Origin of the sequence: Bradyrhizobium liaoningense, assembly GCF_018130825.1 — a bacterium.
GTDB lineage: Bacteria > Pseudomonadota > Alphaproteobacteria > Rhizobiales > Xanthobacteraceae > Bradyrhizobium > Bradyrhizobium liaoningense_B.
In genome coordinates, this window is sequence record NZ_JAFCJS010000003.1 from 995,775 (window position 1) to 1,011,713 (window position 15,939).

A 15,939-nucleotide genomic window follows, 5' to 3' on the forward strand; every position below is an offset into this window, starting at 1 on the left:
GGGCAAAGGCGCTCTTGCGCCGTGCCCACCATCCATCAACGATAGCGACAGATGGTGGGCACGCTCCGCTTGCCCACCCTACGATACTGATCGTGATGATAGAGAGAAGACCCCTCACTCCGCCGGCACAATGCTCGGCGCGAGGATTGCCTCGAGATGCTCGGGGCGGTCGCGGTTGACCTGGGTGAGATAGTCGTCGGCGACCTTGCGCAGGCGGCGGCTGAGCTCGGCGGAGACGCTGATGCGGTCGAGCCTCGTGTTCTCATGCACGATGGCCAGAATGGCATTGATGTGGTGCGTGAACAGCTCGGCCGGCACCTTTTCCAGATCAGGGGCGTGCTCGATGACGCGGCACAGGCTCTCGGCTACCCCCGCCGCCGCCGGGAAGCCGAATGTCGCGGCATCGCCCTTGATGTCGTGCGCGGCGCGGAACAGCTCGTCGCGCCGCTCCTTGGTGAAGCCGTCGTTGCGGATGGCGACGTAGGCGGCCGACAGGCGGTTGACCTCGGTTGCCATCCAGTCCTTGAACTCGCCGGAGAGACCCGCGAGCGCCTGCTCGGCACGGCTGACCGGATCGTCCAGGTCCTTCTCTTCGACGCGGCGCAGAACCTTGCGCAGCGGATTGGGCTGCGTGATGACCTGATGCGTGGCGAAGGCTTTGACCTCGATGTCCTTTGCGCTGTTCTTCGCCATGATGCCTGCCTCGTCTGAAGACGTTGCGCTAGATGGAAGAGCGGGCCTTGTCGAGCAGCGAGGGCTGCTGCAGCACCTCGTGCTTTTCGCCGACGCGGCGCTCGGGGCCCATATAGGCGGAGTTGGTGTTGCGGCGCCGGTCCGGGCCGAAATAGGTCTTGGTCTTGATGAAGGGCCGGGGATTGGCGACGACGTTGAGGATGCGCTGGTACAGCCCCTTGGCCGAGATCGGCTTGGCCAGAAATTCGGTGACGCCGGCATCGCGCGCCACCGTGACGCGGCGCTTCTCGGAATGGCCGGTCAGCATGATGATCGGTGCGTAAGGATTGCCCTTGGATTCCGGCTGCCGGATCATCTGCGCGAGCTCGAGCCCGTCGAAGATCGGCATCGCCCAGTCGGTGATGACGATGTCGGGGACGTAATGGCTGTACATTTCCAGCGCGGTGGCGCCGTCTTCGGCTTCATAGACTTCACGTGCGCCGAACGAATGCAGCAGCGTCCGCAGGATGCGGCGCATATGCGGATTGTCGTCGCAGACGAGGAAGCGCAGCTTGTTGAAATCGATGCGGAACATGACGCCCGGGCCAAAGCGGTCAACCTTCGTTAACCATATCGTGGCGGGGGTTAACGAAGGGTTGCCGCAGGCGGGGGTCAGTAGCCGAACTGCTCGCGCAAAATGCGCTCTTCCAGGCTGTGGCCGGGGTCGAACAGCATCCGCATCGAGATGCTCTTGTCCGAGAGCACCTCGACGCGCCGGACCCTGCGCACCTCCTCGTGGTCTGCGACCGCGGCGACGGGGCGCTTGTCGTCTTCCAGCACCTCGATCACGACATAGGCGGTGTTGGGCAGCAGGGCGCCGCGCCAACGCCGCGGCCGGAAGGCGCTGATCGGTGTCAGGGCCAGCAAGGCGGCGTTGATCGGCAGGATCGGGCCTTGGGCGGAGAGGTTGTAGGCTGTCGAGCCAGCCGGCGTCGCCACGATGATGCCGTCGGCGATCAGCTCGGGCATACGCTCGCGCTCGTCGATCAGGATCCGCAAGCGCGCCGCCTGCGAGGTCTGGCGGAACAGGTAGACCTCGTTGATGGCATGGTGCAGGTGGACGCGCTCGTTGACGTCGGTCGCGCGCATCAAGAGGGGATTGATCTCGGATTCCTGCGCCGTCTCGAGCCGTGCGCGGAGATCGTGTGTCGAGTACTCGTTCATCAGGAAGCCGACCGTGCCCCGGTGCATGCCGTAGATCGGCTTTCCCGTGCGCATGTGGTGATGCAGCGTCTGGAGCATCAACCCGTCGCCGCCGAGCGCGACCACCACATCGGCGTCCTTTGGGTCGCAATTGCCATATTGCGCGGCGAGCTGGCCGAAGGCGACCTGGGCCTCGCTGCTCGGGCTGGCGACGAAGGCGATCCGTTCGTATCGCGAGGGCTTGGTCATGGCTTTTCGGGCAGGCTCGCTGGCTCGAGAAAGTTCCGCCGGGCTCGTCTATACGAGGTGGGGCTCCATTGTCGAGGATGACCACCCTTCAAGGCAAACGGCCGACTGCCGGATCCGGGGCAAACCGGGTCGTTTCGAGCCCGATCGGCCTCTCAAAGGGGGCGCAGCGTCAATGATTCCCCAAACCGTCGCAATTTCGCGCTAGCCTTGGAGCCTCACCGGCTGTCACAGCCGGTCAGGGAGAACGACCATGGTCACGGGCTTGCGGGCGCTGCGTTGCACGGCCTTGGTGCTGGCGGTGTCGGCTTTCGCACTCGCAGGATTTGCGCGCGCTGATGATCCGCCGCAGCCGCGCTCGGAGACGGCGGCGCCAGCCGGACAGAAGGGCGGGCGCGGTGGTGGCGCGCAAAGCGCGTCGCAGAATTCACCGTCCGCCGAGCCGCACCGTCTCCCGCCGGACTCGACCACGAAGCAAACGCTCGATCTGCCCGGCCGTACCCTCAACTTCGCCGCGACGGCGGGCTCGATCCGCGTGTTCGACGGCAAGGGCGAGCCGTTGGCCGACATCGCCTATACATCCTACGAGCTCGACGGTGCCGACCGCGCGACGCGCCCGGTGACCTTCCTGTTCAACGGCGGACCCGGCGCGTCCTCGGCCTGGCTCCAGTTCGGCGCTGCGGGTCCGTGGCGGCTGCCGCTCGACGGCGAAGCGCTGTCGCCGTCGGCCTCGCCCGAGGTGAAGCCGAATGCGGAGACCTGGCTCGACTTCACCGATCTCGTCTTCATCGACCCCGTCAGCACCGGTTACAGCCGCCTCGTTGCGAGCGGCGAGGACGCTCGCAAGTCGTTCTACTCGGTTGACGGCGACGTCAATTCGATCGCGCTCGTGATCCGCCGCTGGCTCGAGAAACACGACCGGCTGATCTCGCCGAAATACGTCGGGGGTGAAAGCTATGGCGGCATTCGCGGGCCGAAGGTGGTGCGCCAGTTGCAGATCCAGCACGGCGTCGGCGTCAGGGGATTGATCCTGGTGTCGCCGCTGCTCGACTTCCGCGAGTTCACAGGCACGAGCCTTCTGCAATATGTCGCGACGCTGCCGAGCTATGTGGCGGTGGCGCGCGAAGCCAAAGGTCCCGTCAAGCGCGCCGATCTCGCCGACGTCGAGGCTTACGCGCGCGGCGAATTCCTGGCTGACCTCGTCAAGGGCGAGGCCGACAGGGAGGCAACCACCCGCCTGGCCGACAAGGTCGCCGAGCTCACCGGCATCGACCAGGCGGTGAGCCGCAGGCTTGCCGGCCGCTTCGACGTCGGCGAATTCCGCCGCGAGTTCGACCGCAAGAACGGCAGGGTGACGGGACGTTACGACGGCTCGGTGCGCGGCTACGATCCCTATCCGGATTCGGGCAGCTCCCGTTTCGGCGACCCTTCCGGCGATGCGCTCCAGGCGCCGCTGACGAGCGCGGCGGTCGATGTCCTCACGCGCAAGCTCAACTGGCGGCCCGACGGCTCCTACGAGGTCCTGAACGGCAGCGTCGAGGGCAACTGGGATTTCGGCCGCGGCATCAATCCGCCGCAATCGGTGTCGGACCTGCGTCAGATCCTCGCAACCGACGCGAAGCTGAATGTGCTGGTCGCGCACGGACTGTTCGATCTCGCCACACCCTATTTCGGGACGAAGCGGGTGCTCGACCAATTGCCGGCCTTCGCGACCCGGCGCATGAAATTCGCCGTCTATCCCGGCGGTCACATGTTCTATTCGCGCGACGGCTCGCGGCAGGCGCTTCGCGGCGAGGTCGAGGCGCTCATTCGGGAATAGAGCATGATCCGGAAAAGTGCGCAGCGGTTTTCCGACGAGATCATGCTTAACTAGACGGGCCGCCGCTTGCGCGGCGGATAACGGCGCGCGATCTCGCGTGCCACGACTTTTTCCGGCTTCACATTGGCGCCCGCAATCCAGATGTCGCTGATCCTCCCGCGCTTGTCGCGGACGCGGCGCACCGGCTCGCCGTGACTTGAATAGCCGGCGGCCCAGGCGAGCTTGCCGCTGTCGCGGCCGGTCACCTCGATCTCGCCGGCGTCCATGAACGGATTGTTGAACTGTGGGTTGGCGAGCAGCACGCGGTTGCCCATCGGGACAAAGTCTGTCGCGCCCCAGATCGTCCACCAGCGGCCGGTCCAGTCACGTACGCGGCGGTCGGGGGCGCCGCGGGTCTTGAAGGCGCGCAGGATCTGCATCGCGCCGTCCATCCAGAACGGCGCCGCGCCGTCGAGGGAGTTGCTGAGGATGCTGATCGCGAGCTCGCAGGCGGGAATCGAACAGGTGCGCGAGATGTAGCCCTGAAAACCGCCGCTATGGCCGAACCAGTCCCAGCCGTCGGTCTTGCCGGCGTTGACGCCGAGACCGTAATAGGCCTCGAAGCTCTGCGGGATGCGCCAATGATGCCGCGTCATTTCACGGCGGCTCGCGACCGAGAGCACGCTCCTTTTCGTGTTGGGTGCAAGCTGCGCGAAGAAGCGGGCGGTGTCGGCGGCGGTGGCGACGAAGCCGGCGGCCGAGGCCATCGCATATGCGGGATTGTCGCCGGGGATCACGCAGCGCTCGCCGAACGGCAGTTTGCGCGTATGGCCGCGTGCGAACAGCGCGCCCCGGGGCAGCGGCGCATTCGGCTCGGTCTCGCGCAGCCCCGCGGGCTCGATGATCTCGCGCTTGATCCAGACGGAGTAGGGCTCCTTCGTCACCGCTTCGATGACGAGACCGATCAGGGCAAAACCGTGATTGGAATATTTGAAGCGCGTGCCGGGCTCGATCGCCGTCGGCAGCTTCAGCTCCGCGAGCAGCTCTTTGGCGTCGAGATAGGAGCGGCTGTCGATGAACTGGCCGGAATCGGCGCCGTCGCGCGTCAGCCCGGCACTGTGCGAGAGCACCTGCGCAATCGTCGTTTCGGCGACGCGCTGGTGCAGGCCGCCGACATACTGGCCGACCGTGTCATCGAGCCGGAGCTTGCGCTGCTCGCGCAGCTTCATGATGCCGGCGGAGGTGAAGCTCTTGGAGTGCGAGGCGATGCGGAAGCGGTGACGCGGGGTGAGCTTCTCGCCGGTGTCGAGATTGGCGAGGCCGAATGCATGCTCGGCGACGATCTCCCCGCGATGGGCGAAGGCGACGATGACGCCGGGCTGCTGGATTGTCGTCTGCTGGAATTCAATCCAGGAGCCGATGTAGTCGATCGCGGATCGCAGCCACGTATCCATTGCGCACCAATCGTAAGGGAGGATTCGTGCGCGAAGGCTAGCCGAGAAAGCGGAACGGGCACAACCGGAAGGTTGTGCCCGTTCGCTTCGTTCGAAGATGCGGTATCTTCAGTAGACGAGCGTCGCGCCGGTCGGCTTGTCGAGCGCTGCGGCAAGCGAGCGATATTCGGAGCTCTCGGTGCCGGCGAGCGATGCGATCTTGTTGAGGTGATACTGCGCCTGCTCGCGGTTGCCCTGCTCGAGCTGCCAGAGGCCGTAATACTGCCAGGTGCGGACGTGGTTCGGATCGTCCTTCAGCGCCAGCTCGTAATAGACCTTCGACGACTGGTAGTCGCCGAGCTTGCGATAGGAGTAGCCGATCAGGTTGGCGACGTCGGCGACGTCGTCGCGCTTGAGCGACTTCAGCTGGCCGATCGCGCTGGTGTAGTCACGATTGTCGTAGATCGCGGTATAGGCGGTGCGATAGGCCGCAAGGAATTTCGGATCGCTGACGGAGGAGCTCTTCTTCTTGCCCTTCTTGGACGAGGAGTCCGATTTCGGCGGCGAGGACGGCTCGTCGCTGCCAGCGGCGTAGGCGCTGGACAGCACCGGCGCGGCCGCCAGCGTCATGGCGACGAGGCCCGGCAAAACAAGCATTGAGAGTTTGCGCATCTAAGTTCTCCCGTATGGAACGTGGCGATCCTACACGATTGCCCGAAGACCGGAACACCCGGGAGGGGAAAACATTCCCGCTTCGCACGATCTATTCGCCCCGGCGCAGATGACAAACTTGTCATCCAGATGAACGGAAGCCTGCGATCGGCTTCAGAATGGGTTCAGCGCACGGTGCCTAGGCTCCCACCTACGATCGAAGGGTCGGCGAGAGGGCGCCGCCTCAAGATCCTTCCAAGAGGAGACCACCATGTTGAAGACCATTTCCGCAGCCTTGCTTGCAGCCTCCGTGATCGCAGCTCCGGCCTTTGCCACTGAGCCCGCCAAGACCTCCACGACCGCGCCGGTGATCAAGGCGGACCAGAGCCAGACCAAGGCGTCGACCACCGCCGTGAAACCGGACGCCGGCATCAAGGCCGATGCCAAGACGTCGGACGTCAAGCCTTCGGGTACCAAGGCTTCCGACGCGAAGGCTCTCGATGCCAAGGCTCCCGATGCGAAGGCCGACGTCAAGGCGGACGCCAAGGTCGACAGCAAGTCGAAGGCGATGAATGCGAACGCCGCGGTCACGCCCGACGAGCACAAGACGGTGCGGAAGCATCGCCATCACCACAAGCATCTGTCGGCGAAGAAGTCGCTGAAGACGCAGCCGGACGTCACCAAGCCGGTGACGACCGAGAAGCGCAGCTAAGTCTGACCCTGCGCGGCGGCATCCCTGGCATTGCCCCGCTGCCGCGCGGACTTCAGGCCCGTCCTGCCGTCCGGCGCCTTGCGCGAAAGCGCGAGGTACCGGCGGCGGGCCGGTGCGCTTTGCAAGCGAATTCCCTTCGCGCGGCCTTGGGGCTAGAACGTCTTTCCGAGTCTGGGTGAGCGGAGAGCGTGACCTGTGGGGCGATTGGCGAAACGTGCGGTGCGCGCGGCATTGGTCCTGGCATTGCCGCTGGTGCTTGCGGCGTGTTTCGGCAGCGACGGCGACCGTCCATCCTTGATGGACGGGACCCAGGCCGGAGGACCGCAGCCCTTTCCCGACAATTTCCGCAGCGACACGCTGGCCTTGATGCGCACCTATCTCAACAATCCGGTCGGCGTGCGTGAAGCCAGCATGGCCGATCCGGTGCAACGGCCGGTCGGTGGCCGGCAGTTCTATGTCAGCTGCCTGCGCTTCAACCCGCGCGAGACTGACGGCAGCTACAAGGGCGCCCGCGAGCGCGCCGTGATTTTCGTCAACGGACGGGCCGATCGCGTCGTCGACAAAGCCAGCGAGCTCTGCGCCGGATCGGTTTACGCACCCTTTCCGGAACTGGAAAAGATGACGCGGTAGCGCAAAGCCCGCCTTCATCGCCTGGTGCTACAACGAGGGCGGCCGGAGCCGCTGGATCACATTTCGGCGAGCTTTGAACGGGGCGGATTTGCCATGCGACTAATCGTTACGGCAGGCCTTGCGCAAACGACAAAATCGGTCGGTGCAAGGCGGCGTGACGGAACAAAATCGCGATGTTGCCACCCCGTCACAGTTGCGAACGATCAACGTTCCGGCATCGCCGCGAAGCAACCAAATTCACGCCACGTTGTTTCCTGAGGGTCGATTTTGAAAGAACGGGGATGGATATGAAAACGATTTTGCTGGGAGCAGTCGCCTTGCTTGCGCTGGCCGCGCCGGCCGCAGCAGCCGACATCCAGCCGCGCCCCTACACCAAGGCGCCGGCCCCCACGCCGCCGCAGGTGATCTACAACTGGACCGGTTTCTACATCGGCGGCCATGTCGGCGGCGCGTTTGCCGGCGACAGCAGCTTCCAGTCGAGCGACGCCCGCTTCCTGGGCGGCGTGCAGGGCGGCTTCGATTACCAGTTCGCGCCCAACTGGGTCGTGGGTATCGAGGCCCAGTACTCCTGGCTGCCGACCAACAACAACGGTGTCACGTTCCCGGCGGGCACGCAGGTGACCTCCAACACCGACCAGCTCGGGTCGGTGACCGGCCGGATCGGCTACACCTGGGGCCCGACGCTGCTCTACGCCAAGGGCGGTTACGCTTGGCGCAATGGCGGCCTTGGCGTCAACGTCGCCGGCGTGCCGCAGACCTTCACCGCGACCGGCAACAGCAAGGACGGCTATACCGTCGGCGCCGGCCTCGAATACATGTTCGCGCCGAACTGGTCGGCCAAGGCCGAGTACCAGTACTACAACTTTGGCAGTACGACCTTCACCTCCGGGCCGGCCGACATCGTCGGCGTCCGCGGCCGGGAAGACGAGCATACGGTCAAGGTCGGCGTGAACTACCGCTTCGGCTGGGGCGGTCCGGCAGCCTCGCGCTACTGACCCGCCAGAGGCGATCCCAAGGGATCAAAGATCTGACAAAGGCCGGCTTCCCGCCGGCCTTTCGTTTGCCGGCTCCTGCGTGCCGGTCCGCTGTTTGCCTTGCGTGAACCATCTGGCGCGTCATTTGCAAGCAAACATTCCGGCACGCGCTTTCTCATGCGTGTCATGGGGCTGGCGTAAAGCAAAAATAATTTTTGCCGCTTACGGAACTCGCGCTCCGGAACGCGTTATTATGGGACTTCCCGGGCTGGTGGGACGACGGTCATGCGTATCTTGGTGTCGGCAATAGTGCTCTCGTGCTTCCTCGCTCTGCCGTGCTCTGCCCAAACAATCCTCAAATCCGAGCCTCTGATGCTGGCACCCTATGAGGTGGCCTTCGTCAAGGACGCCTCCTGTCCGTCCGGCAAGGTGCTGAAGGTCACCGGCGCGATCCGCGGGCTGCACCGCCGCAAGGCCTGCGTGGTCCTGGCTGGTGAACAGGCCTCCCTCGCGACCGCGACGCCCTGAGCTATCCGCCGACTTCCGGACCGGATCTCAGGAATTCAGCTCAAGCTCCATCCTGGACTGACGCTCGGCCTCGGCCTTGTTCCTGGCAGGATCCTCTCCTTGGGCTGCCCGGCAAGGCTTGATCTCGTAGTCGTTGTCGAGCACCCGGCGCGGACCGGCACGCTCTTCATCTGCGCCGACATCCACGACCAGGCCGCTCCGCAGCGCCAATTTCCAGACGTCGGACTCATCGGGATAGGCCTTGCTGATTTGGGCATCGTTGCAGAACAGGGCGTACGGCATTCTTTCCGCTCCGGGAAAGCGCATTAACGAATTGTCCGGCGAGGGGTTCCGGCCGGCAAGACGATCACGGCGCCGTGATCAGGGCCCCGGGGCCTTGAGTCGTAAACGAGTCCTGAATCCTCAAAAAAAGAATCCCTGGGACTCTCCGGCCGGAATCAGCGGATGTTTCGGGCATGACGAGCGACCTGAAAACCTCCTGCGGGCACATGCTCCTGCCGCTGACGCTGGCGTTGTTCGGCGCCTGCGCAGCCAATCTCTGGCTGGTGTGGTCCTGGCTGTAAGTCCGTGACGGACGGGCGTTGGCCTACTTTTTGGCCGGCGGAGGGGGGCCGACGTCGCGGAGGGCGGCGCGGAGCTTGGTCAGGGTCGCCGCGCAATATTCCTCGCGTTCGCGCTCGAACCGCTCCTGGTGCTTGCGGAAATTCGCGATCCTGGCCTGCATCTCGGTACGGAAATCACCGGGGCGAGACGGCGGGATCTGGACGGGCTGAGGTTGGGGCACGGACGGAGATACGGCCGGCGGCGGGTCGGTTTCGATCGCAACAGCCTGCACGGTCACGACCTCCGCGGTGACCGCGAACGCAACAGGCGGACGCTCCGGCGGATGGAGCTCATCCTTCTTGCCGGTTACGGATTGGACGAAGGCCAGTGTCTGCGCGATCAGTGCGTCGCGCTCGCTGATCCACTTCATGGGCCACCCCCGTTGGGGCCATTCCACCAAAGGTGGAGGGGCGAATCAAGGAGGTATCCTGCAAGGGATTGCATATTTTTCCCGGTCGCCTGACAGTAAGCGGATGAATGCCGGGAAAGAAGAACAGTCGGTCGAAGTGGAGGGCTTGAGACTTGTGCGCGCTTTCCTCTCGCTGCCGCCCGAGAAGCGGGCGGAGGTGATCGCGTTCGTCGAAGAGCTGGCCCGTGCTCATGCCCAGGCCGGAGAGGCCGAAGGCACGCCGGCACGGTGAGCGCTATCGCTCGCGCGGTTTGACGTTCGGCACGAAGGGTGCGCCGACCACCCGGACCGCCGCAGGCGCAGCGACATTGACAGGTTTGCTCTCGGCGACCTGCCTCTCCGGCGCCTGCCCAAAGACAGGCTCGAGCAGCGTAAGCGTGCCGGCCACGATGGCGCAGCAAAGCGTCACCGCTCCCAAAAGAAACATGTTTCGATTTTCTTCCCGGATTCGCATCGGGGCGAAAACGATCGACGCGGGCGATTGGTTCCGGACGGCCGGGCGCCACCAGATACCGTCGAAACGCGCCAAAGCTTACGCGAAGCTTACGGGTGCGCGGCAGAAGGTTATTTTTCCGTAAGACTACCCGGGCTATTTGGCATCAAATCTTAACGTCCGCCGGGTTCCAATGCATGTTGCTGGGATTACGCCCTGAAATCATTGGAACGGCTGAGATGAGCTTTTTGAACAATCTGAAGATCGTGTGGAAGGTTGCGCTGATCGTGGCCGTGATGGGCTGCGCGATGATCGCTGTCGCGGGCTTCGGCACGCGCGAACTCTCCGCGACTGTCGACGGATTCAGCGAGCTCGCTGCCGCGCAATCCTCCGCCCTCAACCTGACGCGCGCCCAGCGCCGCGCCGAGACCTATCACGCGGCGCTCTATGCGGTCTTTACCGAGGCGACGGAGGCGGGCAACGGCGCCCGCCTGAAGACCGCGAACCAGAACCGCAACGAGATCGGCCAATATCTCGACGCGGCGGAGAAGGACGATCCGTCCCGCGCGAGCCAGATCAAGAGCATCGCGGATCAGCTCAAGGCCGCGTTCACCAGCTGCGATCCGGTGCTCCAGGCCGGCGCGCAGGCGAGCAGCATGGAGGAGAACGCCAAGGCTGCCGAACGTGCGCACAAGGAGTGCGATCCGGTGCTGGACGCAGCCCTCGCACGCATCGTCCAGTTCGTGACCGATACTTCGCAGGCGACGCGCAAGCGCAAGGAAACCATCGAGCGTGATGCCAGGTCCGCGACCTGGACCGTGATGGGCGTCAGCGGCGGTGGCCTGATCCTCGGAATTGCAATCGCGCTGTTCATCGGCCTCAATGCGATGTCCCGGCCGATCGCCCGGCTCAAGCTCGCCATGGAGGGGCTTGCCCGCAACGATCTCAAGATCGAGGTGCCCGAGAAGGAGCGCCGCGACGAGATCGGCGACATGGCCAAGACCGTCGAAATCTTCAAGACCAACGGGCTCGAGGTCGAGCGGCTCAAGGCGGCGCAGGCCGAAGCCGAGGAGCAGGCGGCCGAGCAGCGTCGCCGCGACATGATCAACCTTGCCGATGGCTTCGAGCGGGCGGTCGGCGAGATCATCGAGACGGTTGGATCGGCGTCCACCGAGCTCGAGGCATCGTCCTCGACGCTGGCCACCACCGCGCATCGCGCGCAGGAGCTGACCTCGGTCGTCGTCGCCGCTTCGGGCGAAGCCACCGGCAACGTGCAGTCGGTTGCGACCGCGACGGAAGAGCTGTCGTCCTCGGTGAACGAGATCAGCCGCCAGGTGCAGGAATCGGCGCGGATGGCGGGCGAAGCCGTCACCCAGGCGCGCACCACGACCGAGCGCGTCAGCGAGCTCTCGGTCGCCGCCACCCGCATCGGCGACGTCGTCGAGCTGATCAACACCATTGCCGGCCAGACCAATCTTCTGGCGCTGAACGCCACGATCGAGGCGGCGCGCGCCGGCGAGGCCGGCCGCGGCTTCGCGGTCGTTGCCTCCGAAGTGAAGACGCTCGCCGAGCAGACCGCGAAGGCCACCGGCGAGATCAGCCAGCAGATTTCCAGCATCCAGACCGCGACCCAGGAATCGGTGAACGCCATCCGCGACATTTCCGCGACGATCGAGCGGCTCTCGGAAGTGTCCTCGACCATCGCTGCGGCCGTCGAGGAGCAGGGCGCGGCGACCCAGGAGATCTCGCGCAACGTGCAGCAGGCCGCCCACGGCACCCAGCAGGTCTCCTCGAACATCACCGACGTGCAGCGCGGAGCCGCCGAGACCGGCTCGGCCTCCTCGCAGGTGCTCTCGACCGCGAAGATGCTGGCGAGCGACAGCACCCGGCTGAAGGACGAAGTCGGAAAATTCCTGCGCACTGTGCGCGCGGCGTGAGGGCAGTGCGGCGGCGTCCGTCCCGCCGCGCCGACCACTCTATCGCGCCAGCAGAAATGCGAGCGCAATAACCAACAGGACGGCCGTCATGATGACGGCCGTCACGGCGCCGGCGATGATCCTGGCATTTTCTCGGGTGGTGGGACGCATGCGGCCTGCATGCTACCTGATGTTGAATTCTGATCCAATCTGTGATCAGTAGCCGTCCCCGCGGCGTTCCGCGTCCGCGCTCCTTCGAAGGCAGTCCATGACCGAAGATGTCGGCGACGGCTGGGCCGCGTCTGCGGCCGCCTGGATCATCGAGCAAGGTGAAGACGGCGACTACGGTCGCCGCTTCGTGCTGGATGCGCCGATGCGCGCGCGGATCGAGGGCCGCGGTTTCCGCAATGCGCTCGACGTCGGCTGCGGGGAGGGACGCTTCTGCCGCATCATGCAGCGCGCCGGCATCCGCACCACCGGCATTGATCCGACCGAGGCGCTGCTCGCGCGCGCCAGGGAACTCGACCCTGGCGGGGATTATCGGCTCGGCCGCGCCGAGACGATGGATTTCGATGCCTCCTTCGATCTGGTCGTCAGCTATCTCAGCCTGATCGACATGCCCGATCTCGGCGCGGCGATCGCGAAGATGGTGGGGGCGCTGCGGCCTGGCGGCACGTTGCTCATCGCCAATCTGACCAGCTTCAACACTGCGGGTCAGCCCGACGGCTGGACCCGCGATCGCGAGGGCGAGATGCGCTTCGCGATCGATCATTACATGGACGAGCGCCCGATCTGGGTGAGCTGGCACGGCATCCGGATCCAGAACTGGCATCGTCCGCTCAGCACTTACATGACGCTGCTGCTCGACCACGGGCTTCAGCTGCGCCTGTTCATCGAGCCGGAGCCCGAGGGCGGCGACCCCGGCAGAAACGCCATTCATCGCCGCGTGCCTTACTTCCACATCATGGAGTGGCTGAAGCCGGCTTGAGTGGCGAGGCCGGTGAGTTCTGACGCGACTTTCATGTGTAGACTGCGCTCGCGATGGAATCTGGATTTGGAATCCTCCCATGATCCCCGATCGTCCTCCCGTGCTGGCTCACGAACGCTTCGTCGCCGATCGCGACAATTTTGTCGGCCTTGATCTCGCCGCGCGCTTCGAGCGGATCGAGCGGACGAACCTGTGGGGCGCAGCCACCTCGGTCTCGGGCCTCGGCTCGGAGGACCCAGCGACTGCTGCAATCCGGGAGGCGCTTCCTCCACTGCTGCAACGGCTCGGCGTGCGCTCGCTGCTGGATGCGCCGTGCGGCGATGCGGGCTGGATCGGCCGCATGAAGCTCGGTCTCGACTACACCGGCATCGATATCGTGCCGTCGCTGATCGCGGCCAACAACGAGCGCGCCGCGCGCGGCGAGCTTTCCGGTCGCTTCTGCGTTCGGGATATCACGCGCGATGTGCTGCCGCCGGCCGACCTGATCCTGTGCCGCGACTGCCTGGTGCATTTGAGTTTCGACAACATCTCGCGGGCATTACGGAATTTTCGTGCGAGCGGCGCGCGCTTCCTGCTGGTCACGACGTTTCCCGAATGGGACGACAATCGCGATTGCGAGGACGGCGACTGGCGCGCGCTGAACATGATGAGGGCGCCGTTCAACTGGCCGTCGCCGCGCGAGCTGATCAACGAGCGCTGCGAGGAGGGAGGCGGCGGCTGGCGCGACAAGAGCCTCGGCCTCTGGCAGCTCGACCGACTGCCTGATCGTGTCCGCATTGCCACGGATGTGTGACAGGCGCGGGTCGATCGTCCATTGCGCCGGTGATCATCCCGGCGATAGACTTTCGGTTGTGCAGCGATCTCGTATCGCGATGACCCTGCCGGAGCTCACCCATGAGAGCAAGCGCCGTCCTCGCCGCGTTGTTGACCTGGTGCTGCGCTCCGGCCCTGGCGCAGCAGCAGGACGGCGGCGCGCTCTATGCCACGCATTGCGCGCAGTGCCACGATGGCGATGCGCAGAGCCGTGTGCCGGGCCGTACCGCCATGCAGGCGATGTCGTTCGATCATGTGCTGGGGGCTTTGACCTCCGGCAGCATGGCGGCGATGGCCAAGGATCGCAGCGACGCGGAACGCCGCGCGATTGCCGCCTTCGTCACCGGCAAGACCGCAGGTAGCGGCGTTGCAGCCGACGCGGAGGGCCGCTGCACGCAGCAGCTCAGCGGCTTTCCGCAGCCCCTCGATGGTCCGCGCTGGAACGGGTGGGGCGTGGACCTCAACAACAGCCGCTTCCAGCCCGCCGACATGGCGGGGCTGACGGCGGAGCAGGTGCCGCATCTGCGGCTGAAATGGGCTTATGCGTTTCCCGGCGCCTCGGTGTCCTTTGCGCCGCCGACCATCATGGGCGGAGTGCTGTTCATCGGCGGCACCGATCGCAAGGTGCATGCGCTCGACGCGCGAAGCGGCTGCACGTTGTGGACGTTCGCGACAGACGGGGCCGTGCGCGCTGCGATCAGCTTTGGACAGCTTCCAGGCTCCGATCAGTTCGCGGTCTTCTTCGGCGATTTGCGCGCCAACGCCTATGCCGTGAACGCGCTGACCGGCGCGCTGATCTGGAAGACGAAGGTCGAGGAGCATGCCGCCGCGCGCATCACCGGCGCGCCGACGTTGCATTCCGGCGTGCTCTACGTCCCGGTGTCCTCGCTCGAGGAAGCCGCCGGCTCGCAACCCAGTTACGAATGCTGCACCTTCCGCGGCAGTGTGGTGGCGCTGCAGGCCGCGACCGGCAAGCTGGTGTGGCAGGCCTATACGATTCCCGAGGTGCCGCATCCGACGAGCAAGAATGCGAGGGGCACGCAGCTGTTCGGTCCGTCCGGCGCCGCCATCTGGTCGGCGCCGACGATCGATCCGAAGCGCAACGCCGTCTATGTCGCTACCAGCAATTCCTATTCGAACCCGCCGGCCGCAACCGCAGATGCGATCCTGGCTTTCGAGCTCGGGACCGGGAAACTGCTCTGGAAGCAGCAGGCGACGCCCAAGGACGCCTATGTCGTGGCATGCTACGGCGCGGACAAGACCAATTGTCCCGACGATCACGGACCCGATCACGATTTCGGCCAGTCGCCGATCCTGGCGACCTTAGGCGACGGCAGCCGCGTGCTCGCCATCGCGCAGAAATCCGGGGTCGTGCACGCGCTCGATCCCGATGACGGTGGCAAGATCCTGTGGCAGACGCGGATCGGGAAGGGCGGAGCGCTCGGTGGCAGCGAGTGGGGCTCGGCCGCGGATGGTGAGCGCATCTATGTCGCCAACTCCGACGTACGCTTTACCCGTGACGGAACGCGGCAACTCGATTCCACGCAAGGAGGAGGCTTGTTCGGCCTCGACCTCGCTAGTGGGAAGATCGCAATGGAAGTGCCCCCGGTCCCCTGCGGCGACCGTCGTCAATGCAGTCCCGCGCTCTCGGCGGCGGTGAGCCTGATCCCGGGCGTGGTGTTCTCCGGTAGCGTCAGCGGCTTCCTGCGGGCCTACGCCACCGACGGCAAGCTGCTTTGGGAGTTCGACACCGCGCAGGATTTCAAGGCCGTGAACGGCGTCCCCGCCCACGGTGGCGCGATCGACGGTCCCGGGCCGGTCATCGCCGGCGGCATGCTCTACACCAATGCCGGCTACGGCCAGTGGAGCGGCGTCGCCGGCAACGTGCTGCTGGCGTTCGAGGTGGGGACGGAGTGAGGGCGTCACGGAG

At 65.3% G+C, this 15,939-nt stretch carries 18 protein-coding genes; 10 read left to right on the forward strand and 8 right to left on the reverse strand.

The features are described from left to right. Positions 1-114: 114 nt before the first annotated feature. The 3 genes from JQ603_RS18205 to JQ603_RS18215 all read right to left on the reverse strand — a co-directional run bounded on the left by JQ603_RS18205 (position 115) and on the right by JQ603_RS18215 (position 2,124). Positions 115-693: an Hpt domain-containing protein gene (locus JQ603_RS18205; protein WP_212341407.1), complete on the reverse strand. Its 579-nt coding sequence runs from the start codon at positions 691-693 to the stop codon at positions 115-117. Positions 694-721: 28 nt separating this feature from the next. After that, complete coding sequence (locus JQ603_RS18210; RefSeq protein ID WP_008549760.1) at positions 722-1,267, reverse strand: response regulator; 546 nt, start codon at positions 1,265-1,267, stop codon at positions 722-724. Positions 1,268-1,344: 77 nt separating this feature from the next. Then, positions 1,345-2,124, reverse strand: coding sequence for an NAD kinase (locus JQ603_RS18215; RefSeq protein WP_212341408.1), 780 nt, complete (start codon positions 2,122-2,124; stop codon positions 1,345-1,347). Positions 2,125-2,374: 250 nt separating this feature from the next. Here JQ603_RS18215 and JQ603_RS18220 point away from each other — a divergent pair, with 250 nt between their 5' ends. Next, positions 2,375-3,940 carry a S10 family peptidase gene (locus JQ603_RS18220; RefSeq protein WP_212341409.1) on the forward strand — a complete coding sequence of 522 codons (1,566 nt, stop codon included), beginning with the start codon at positions 2,375-2,377 and terminating at the stop codon, positions 3,938-3,940. 50 nt (positions 3,941-3,990) lie between these two features. Here JQ603_RS18220 and JQ603_RS18225 read toward each other — a convergent pair whose 3' ends face one another. Both JQ603_RS18225 and JQ603_RS18230 read right to left on the reverse strand, forming a co-directional pair. Further along, a complete protein-coding gene (locus tag JQ603_RS18225) occupies positions 3,991-5,373 on the reverse strand; it encodes a serine hydrolase domain-containing protein (RefSeq protein WP_212341410.1) in 1,383 nt (460 codons plus the stop codon). 108 nt (positions 5,374-5,481) lie between these two features. Beyond that, a complete protein-coding gene (locus JQ603_RS18230) occupies positions 5,482-6,024 on the reverse strand; it encodes a tetratricopeptide repeat protein (protein WP_212341411.1) in 543 nt (180 codons plus the stop codon). Between the two features lie 250 nt (positions 6,025-6,274). Here JQ603_RS18230 and JQ603_RS18235 point away from each other — a divergent pair, with 250 nt between their 5' ends. The 4 genes from JQ603_RS18235 to JQ603_RS38440 all read left to right on the forward strand — a co-directional run bounded on the left by JQ603_RS18235 (position 6,275) and on the right by JQ603_RS38440 (position 8,847). Beyond that, on the forward strand, positions 6,275-6,715 hold the full coding sequence (locus JQ603_RS18235; protein WP_212341412.1) for a His-rich protein BRANT: 441 nt from the start codon (positions 6,275-6,277) through the stop codon (positions 6,713-6,715). Positions 6,716-6,910: 195 nt separating this feature from the next. After that, positions 6,911-7,345: a hypothetical protein gene (locus JQ603_RS18240; protein WP_212341413.1), complete on the forward strand. Its 435-nt coding sequence runs from the start codon at positions 6,911-6,913 to the stop codon at positions 7,343-7,345. Positions 7,346-7,632: 287 nt separating this feature from the next. Then, the gene (locus JQ603_RS18245; protein WP_212341415.1) at positions 7,633-8,340 is read left to right on the forward strand and encodes an outer membrane protein; all 708 of its coding nucleotides are present in this window, start codon (positions 7,633-7,635) and stop codon (positions 8,338-8,340) included. A gap of 264 nt (positions 8,341-8,604) precedes the next feature. Then, a complete protein-coding gene (locus tag JQ603_RS38440) occupies positions 8,605-8,847 on the forward strand; it encodes a DUF6719 family protein (protein ID WP_212341417.1) in 243 nt (80 codons plus the stop codon). Between the two features lie 27 nt (positions 8,848-8,874). On the opposite strand, the gene JQ603_RS18255 is transcribed toward JQ603_RS38440, so the two are convergent. Together JQ603_RS18255 and JQ603_RS18260 are read right to left on the reverse strand one after the other, a co-directional pair. Further along, on the reverse strand, positions 8,875-9,129 hold the full coding sequence (locus tag JQ603_RS18255) for a hypothetical protein (RefSeq protein ID WP_212341419.1): 255 nt from the start codon (positions 9,127-9,129) through the stop codon (positions 8,875-8,877). 304 nt (positions 9,130-9,433) lie between these two features. Beyond that, positions 9,434-9,820, reverse strand: coding sequence for a hypothetical protein (locus tag JQ603_RS18260; RefSeq protein ID WP_212341421.1), 387 nt, complete (start codon positions 9,818-9,820; stop codon positions 9,434-9,436). Positions 9,821-9,923: 103 nt separating this feature from the next. Between JQ603_RS18260 and JQ603_RS18265 the strand changes: the two genes are divergently transcribed. Continuing rightward, positions 9,924-10,091 carry a hypothetical protein gene (locus JQ603_RS18265; protein ID WP_212341424.1) on the forward strand — a complete coding sequence of 56 codons (168 nt, stop codon included), beginning with the start codon at positions 9,924-9,926 and terminating at the stop codon, positions 10,089-10,091. Positions 10,092-10,094: 3 nt separating this feature from the next. Here the strand turns inward: JQ603_RS18265 and JQ603_RS18270 are convergent, their stop codons facing one another. Then, entirely contained in the window at positions 10,095-10,388 is a 294-nt protein-coding gene (locus JQ603_RS18270; protein ID WP_333938922.1) for a hypothetical protein, read from the reverse strand. Positions 10,389-10,531: 143 nt separating this feature from the next. Here JQ603_RS18270 and JQ603_RS18275 point away from each other — a divergent pair, with 143 nt between their 5' ends. The 4 genes from JQ603_RS18275 to JQ603_RS18290 all read left to right on the forward strand — a co-directional run bounded on the left by JQ603_RS18275 (position 10,532) and on the right by JQ603_RS18290 (position 15,926). Further along, positions 10,532-12,229 carry a methyl-accepting chemotaxis protein gene (locus JQ603_RS18275; protein ID WP_212341426.1) on the forward strand — a complete coding sequence of 566 codons (1,698 nt, stop codon included), beginning with the start codon at positions 10,532-10,534 and terminating at the stop codon, positions 12,227-12,229. Positions 12,230-12,476: 247 nt separating this feature from the next. Further along, on the forward strand, positions 12,477-13,196 hold the full coding sequence (locus tag JQ603_RS18280) for a class I SAM-dependent methyltransferase (protein ID WP_212341428.1): 720 nt from the start codon (positions 12,477-12,479) through the stop codon (positions 13,194-13,196). 79 nt (positions 13,197-13,275) lie between these two features. Then, positions 13,276-13,989, forward strand: coding sequence for a class I SAM-dependent methyltransferase (locus JQ603_RS18285; RefSeq protein ID WP_212341430.1), 714 nt, complete (start codon positions 13,276-13,278; stop codon positions 13,987-13,989). Positions 13,990-14,090: 101 nt separating this feature from the next. Continuing rightward, a complete protein-coding gene (locus tag JQ603_RS18290) occupies positions 14,091-15,926 on the forward strand; it encodes a PQQ-binding-like beta-propeller repeat protein (protein ID WP_212341432.1) in 1,836 nt (611 codons plus the stop codon). Positions 15,927-15,939 lie beyond the last annotated feature (13 nt).

Bases quoted from the DNA above. Each gene is read 5' to 3' on its own strand.
- JQ603_RS18205 (WP_212341407.1), bottom strand. From the start codon at position 693: ATGGCGAAGAACAGCGCAAAGGACATCGAGGTCAAAGCCTTCGCCACG.
- JQ603_RS18210 (WP_008549760.1), bottom strand. From the start codon at position 1,267: ATGTTCCGCATCGATTTCAACAAGCTGCGCTTCCTCGTCTGCGACGAC.
- JQ603_RS18215 (WP_212341408.1), bottom strand. From the start codon at position 2,124: ATGACCAAGCCCTCGCGATACGAACGGATCGCCTTCGTCGCCAGCCCG.
- JQ603_RS18220 (WP_212341409.1), top strand. From the start codon at position 2,375: ATGGTCACGGGCTTGCGGGCGCTGCGTTGCACGGCCTTGGTGCTGGCG.
- JQ603_RS18225 (WP_212341410.1), bottom strand. From the start codon at position 5,373: ATGGATACGTGGCTGCGATCCGCGATCGACTACATCGGCTCCTGGATT.
- JQ603_RS18230 (WP_212341411.1), bottom strand. From the start codon at position 6,024: ATGCGCAAACTCTCAATGCTTGTTTTGCCGGGCCTCGTCGCCATGACG.
- JQ603_RS18235 (WP_212341412.1), top strand. From the start codon at position 6,275: ATGTTGAAGACCATTTCCGCAGCCTTGCTTGCAGCCTCCGTGATCGCA.
- JQ603_RS18245 (WP_212341415.1), top strand. From the start codon at position 7,633: ATGAAAACGATTTTGCTGGGAGCAGTCGCCTTGCTTGCGCTGGCCGCG.
- JQ603_RS38440 (WP_212341417.1), top strand. From the start codon at position 8,605: ATGCGTATCTTGGTGTCGGCAATAGTGCTCTCGTGCTTCCTCGCTCTG.
- JQ603_RS18255 (WP_212341419.1), bottom strand. From the start codon at position 9,129: ATGCCGTACGCCCTGTTCTGCAACGATGCCCAAATCAGCAAGGCCTAT.
- JQ603_RS18260 (WP_212341421.1), bottom strand. From the start codon at position 9,820: ATGAAGTGGATCAGCGAGCGCGACGCACTGATCGCGCAGACACTGGCC.
- JQ603_RS18265 (WP_212341424.1), top strand. From the start codon at position 9,924: ATGAATGCCGGGAAAGAAGAACAGTCGGTCGAAGTGGAGGGCTTGAGA.
- JQ603_RS18275 (WP_212341426.1), top strand. From the start codon at position 10,532: ATGAGCTTTTTGAACAATCTGAAGATCGTGTGGAAGGTTGCGCTGATC.
- JQ603_RS18280 (WP_212341428.1), top strand. From the start codon at position 12,477: ATGACCGAAGATGTCGGCGACGGCTGGGCCGCGTCTGCGGCCGCCTGG.
- JQ603_RS18285 (WP_212341430.1), top strand. From the start codon at position 13,276: ATGATCCCCGATCGTCCTCCCGTGCTGGCTCACGAACGCTTCGTCGCC.
- JQ603_RS18290 (WP_212341432.1), top strand. From the start codon at position 14,091: ATGAGAGCAAGCGCCGTCCTCGCCGCGTTGTTGACCTGGTGCTGCGCT.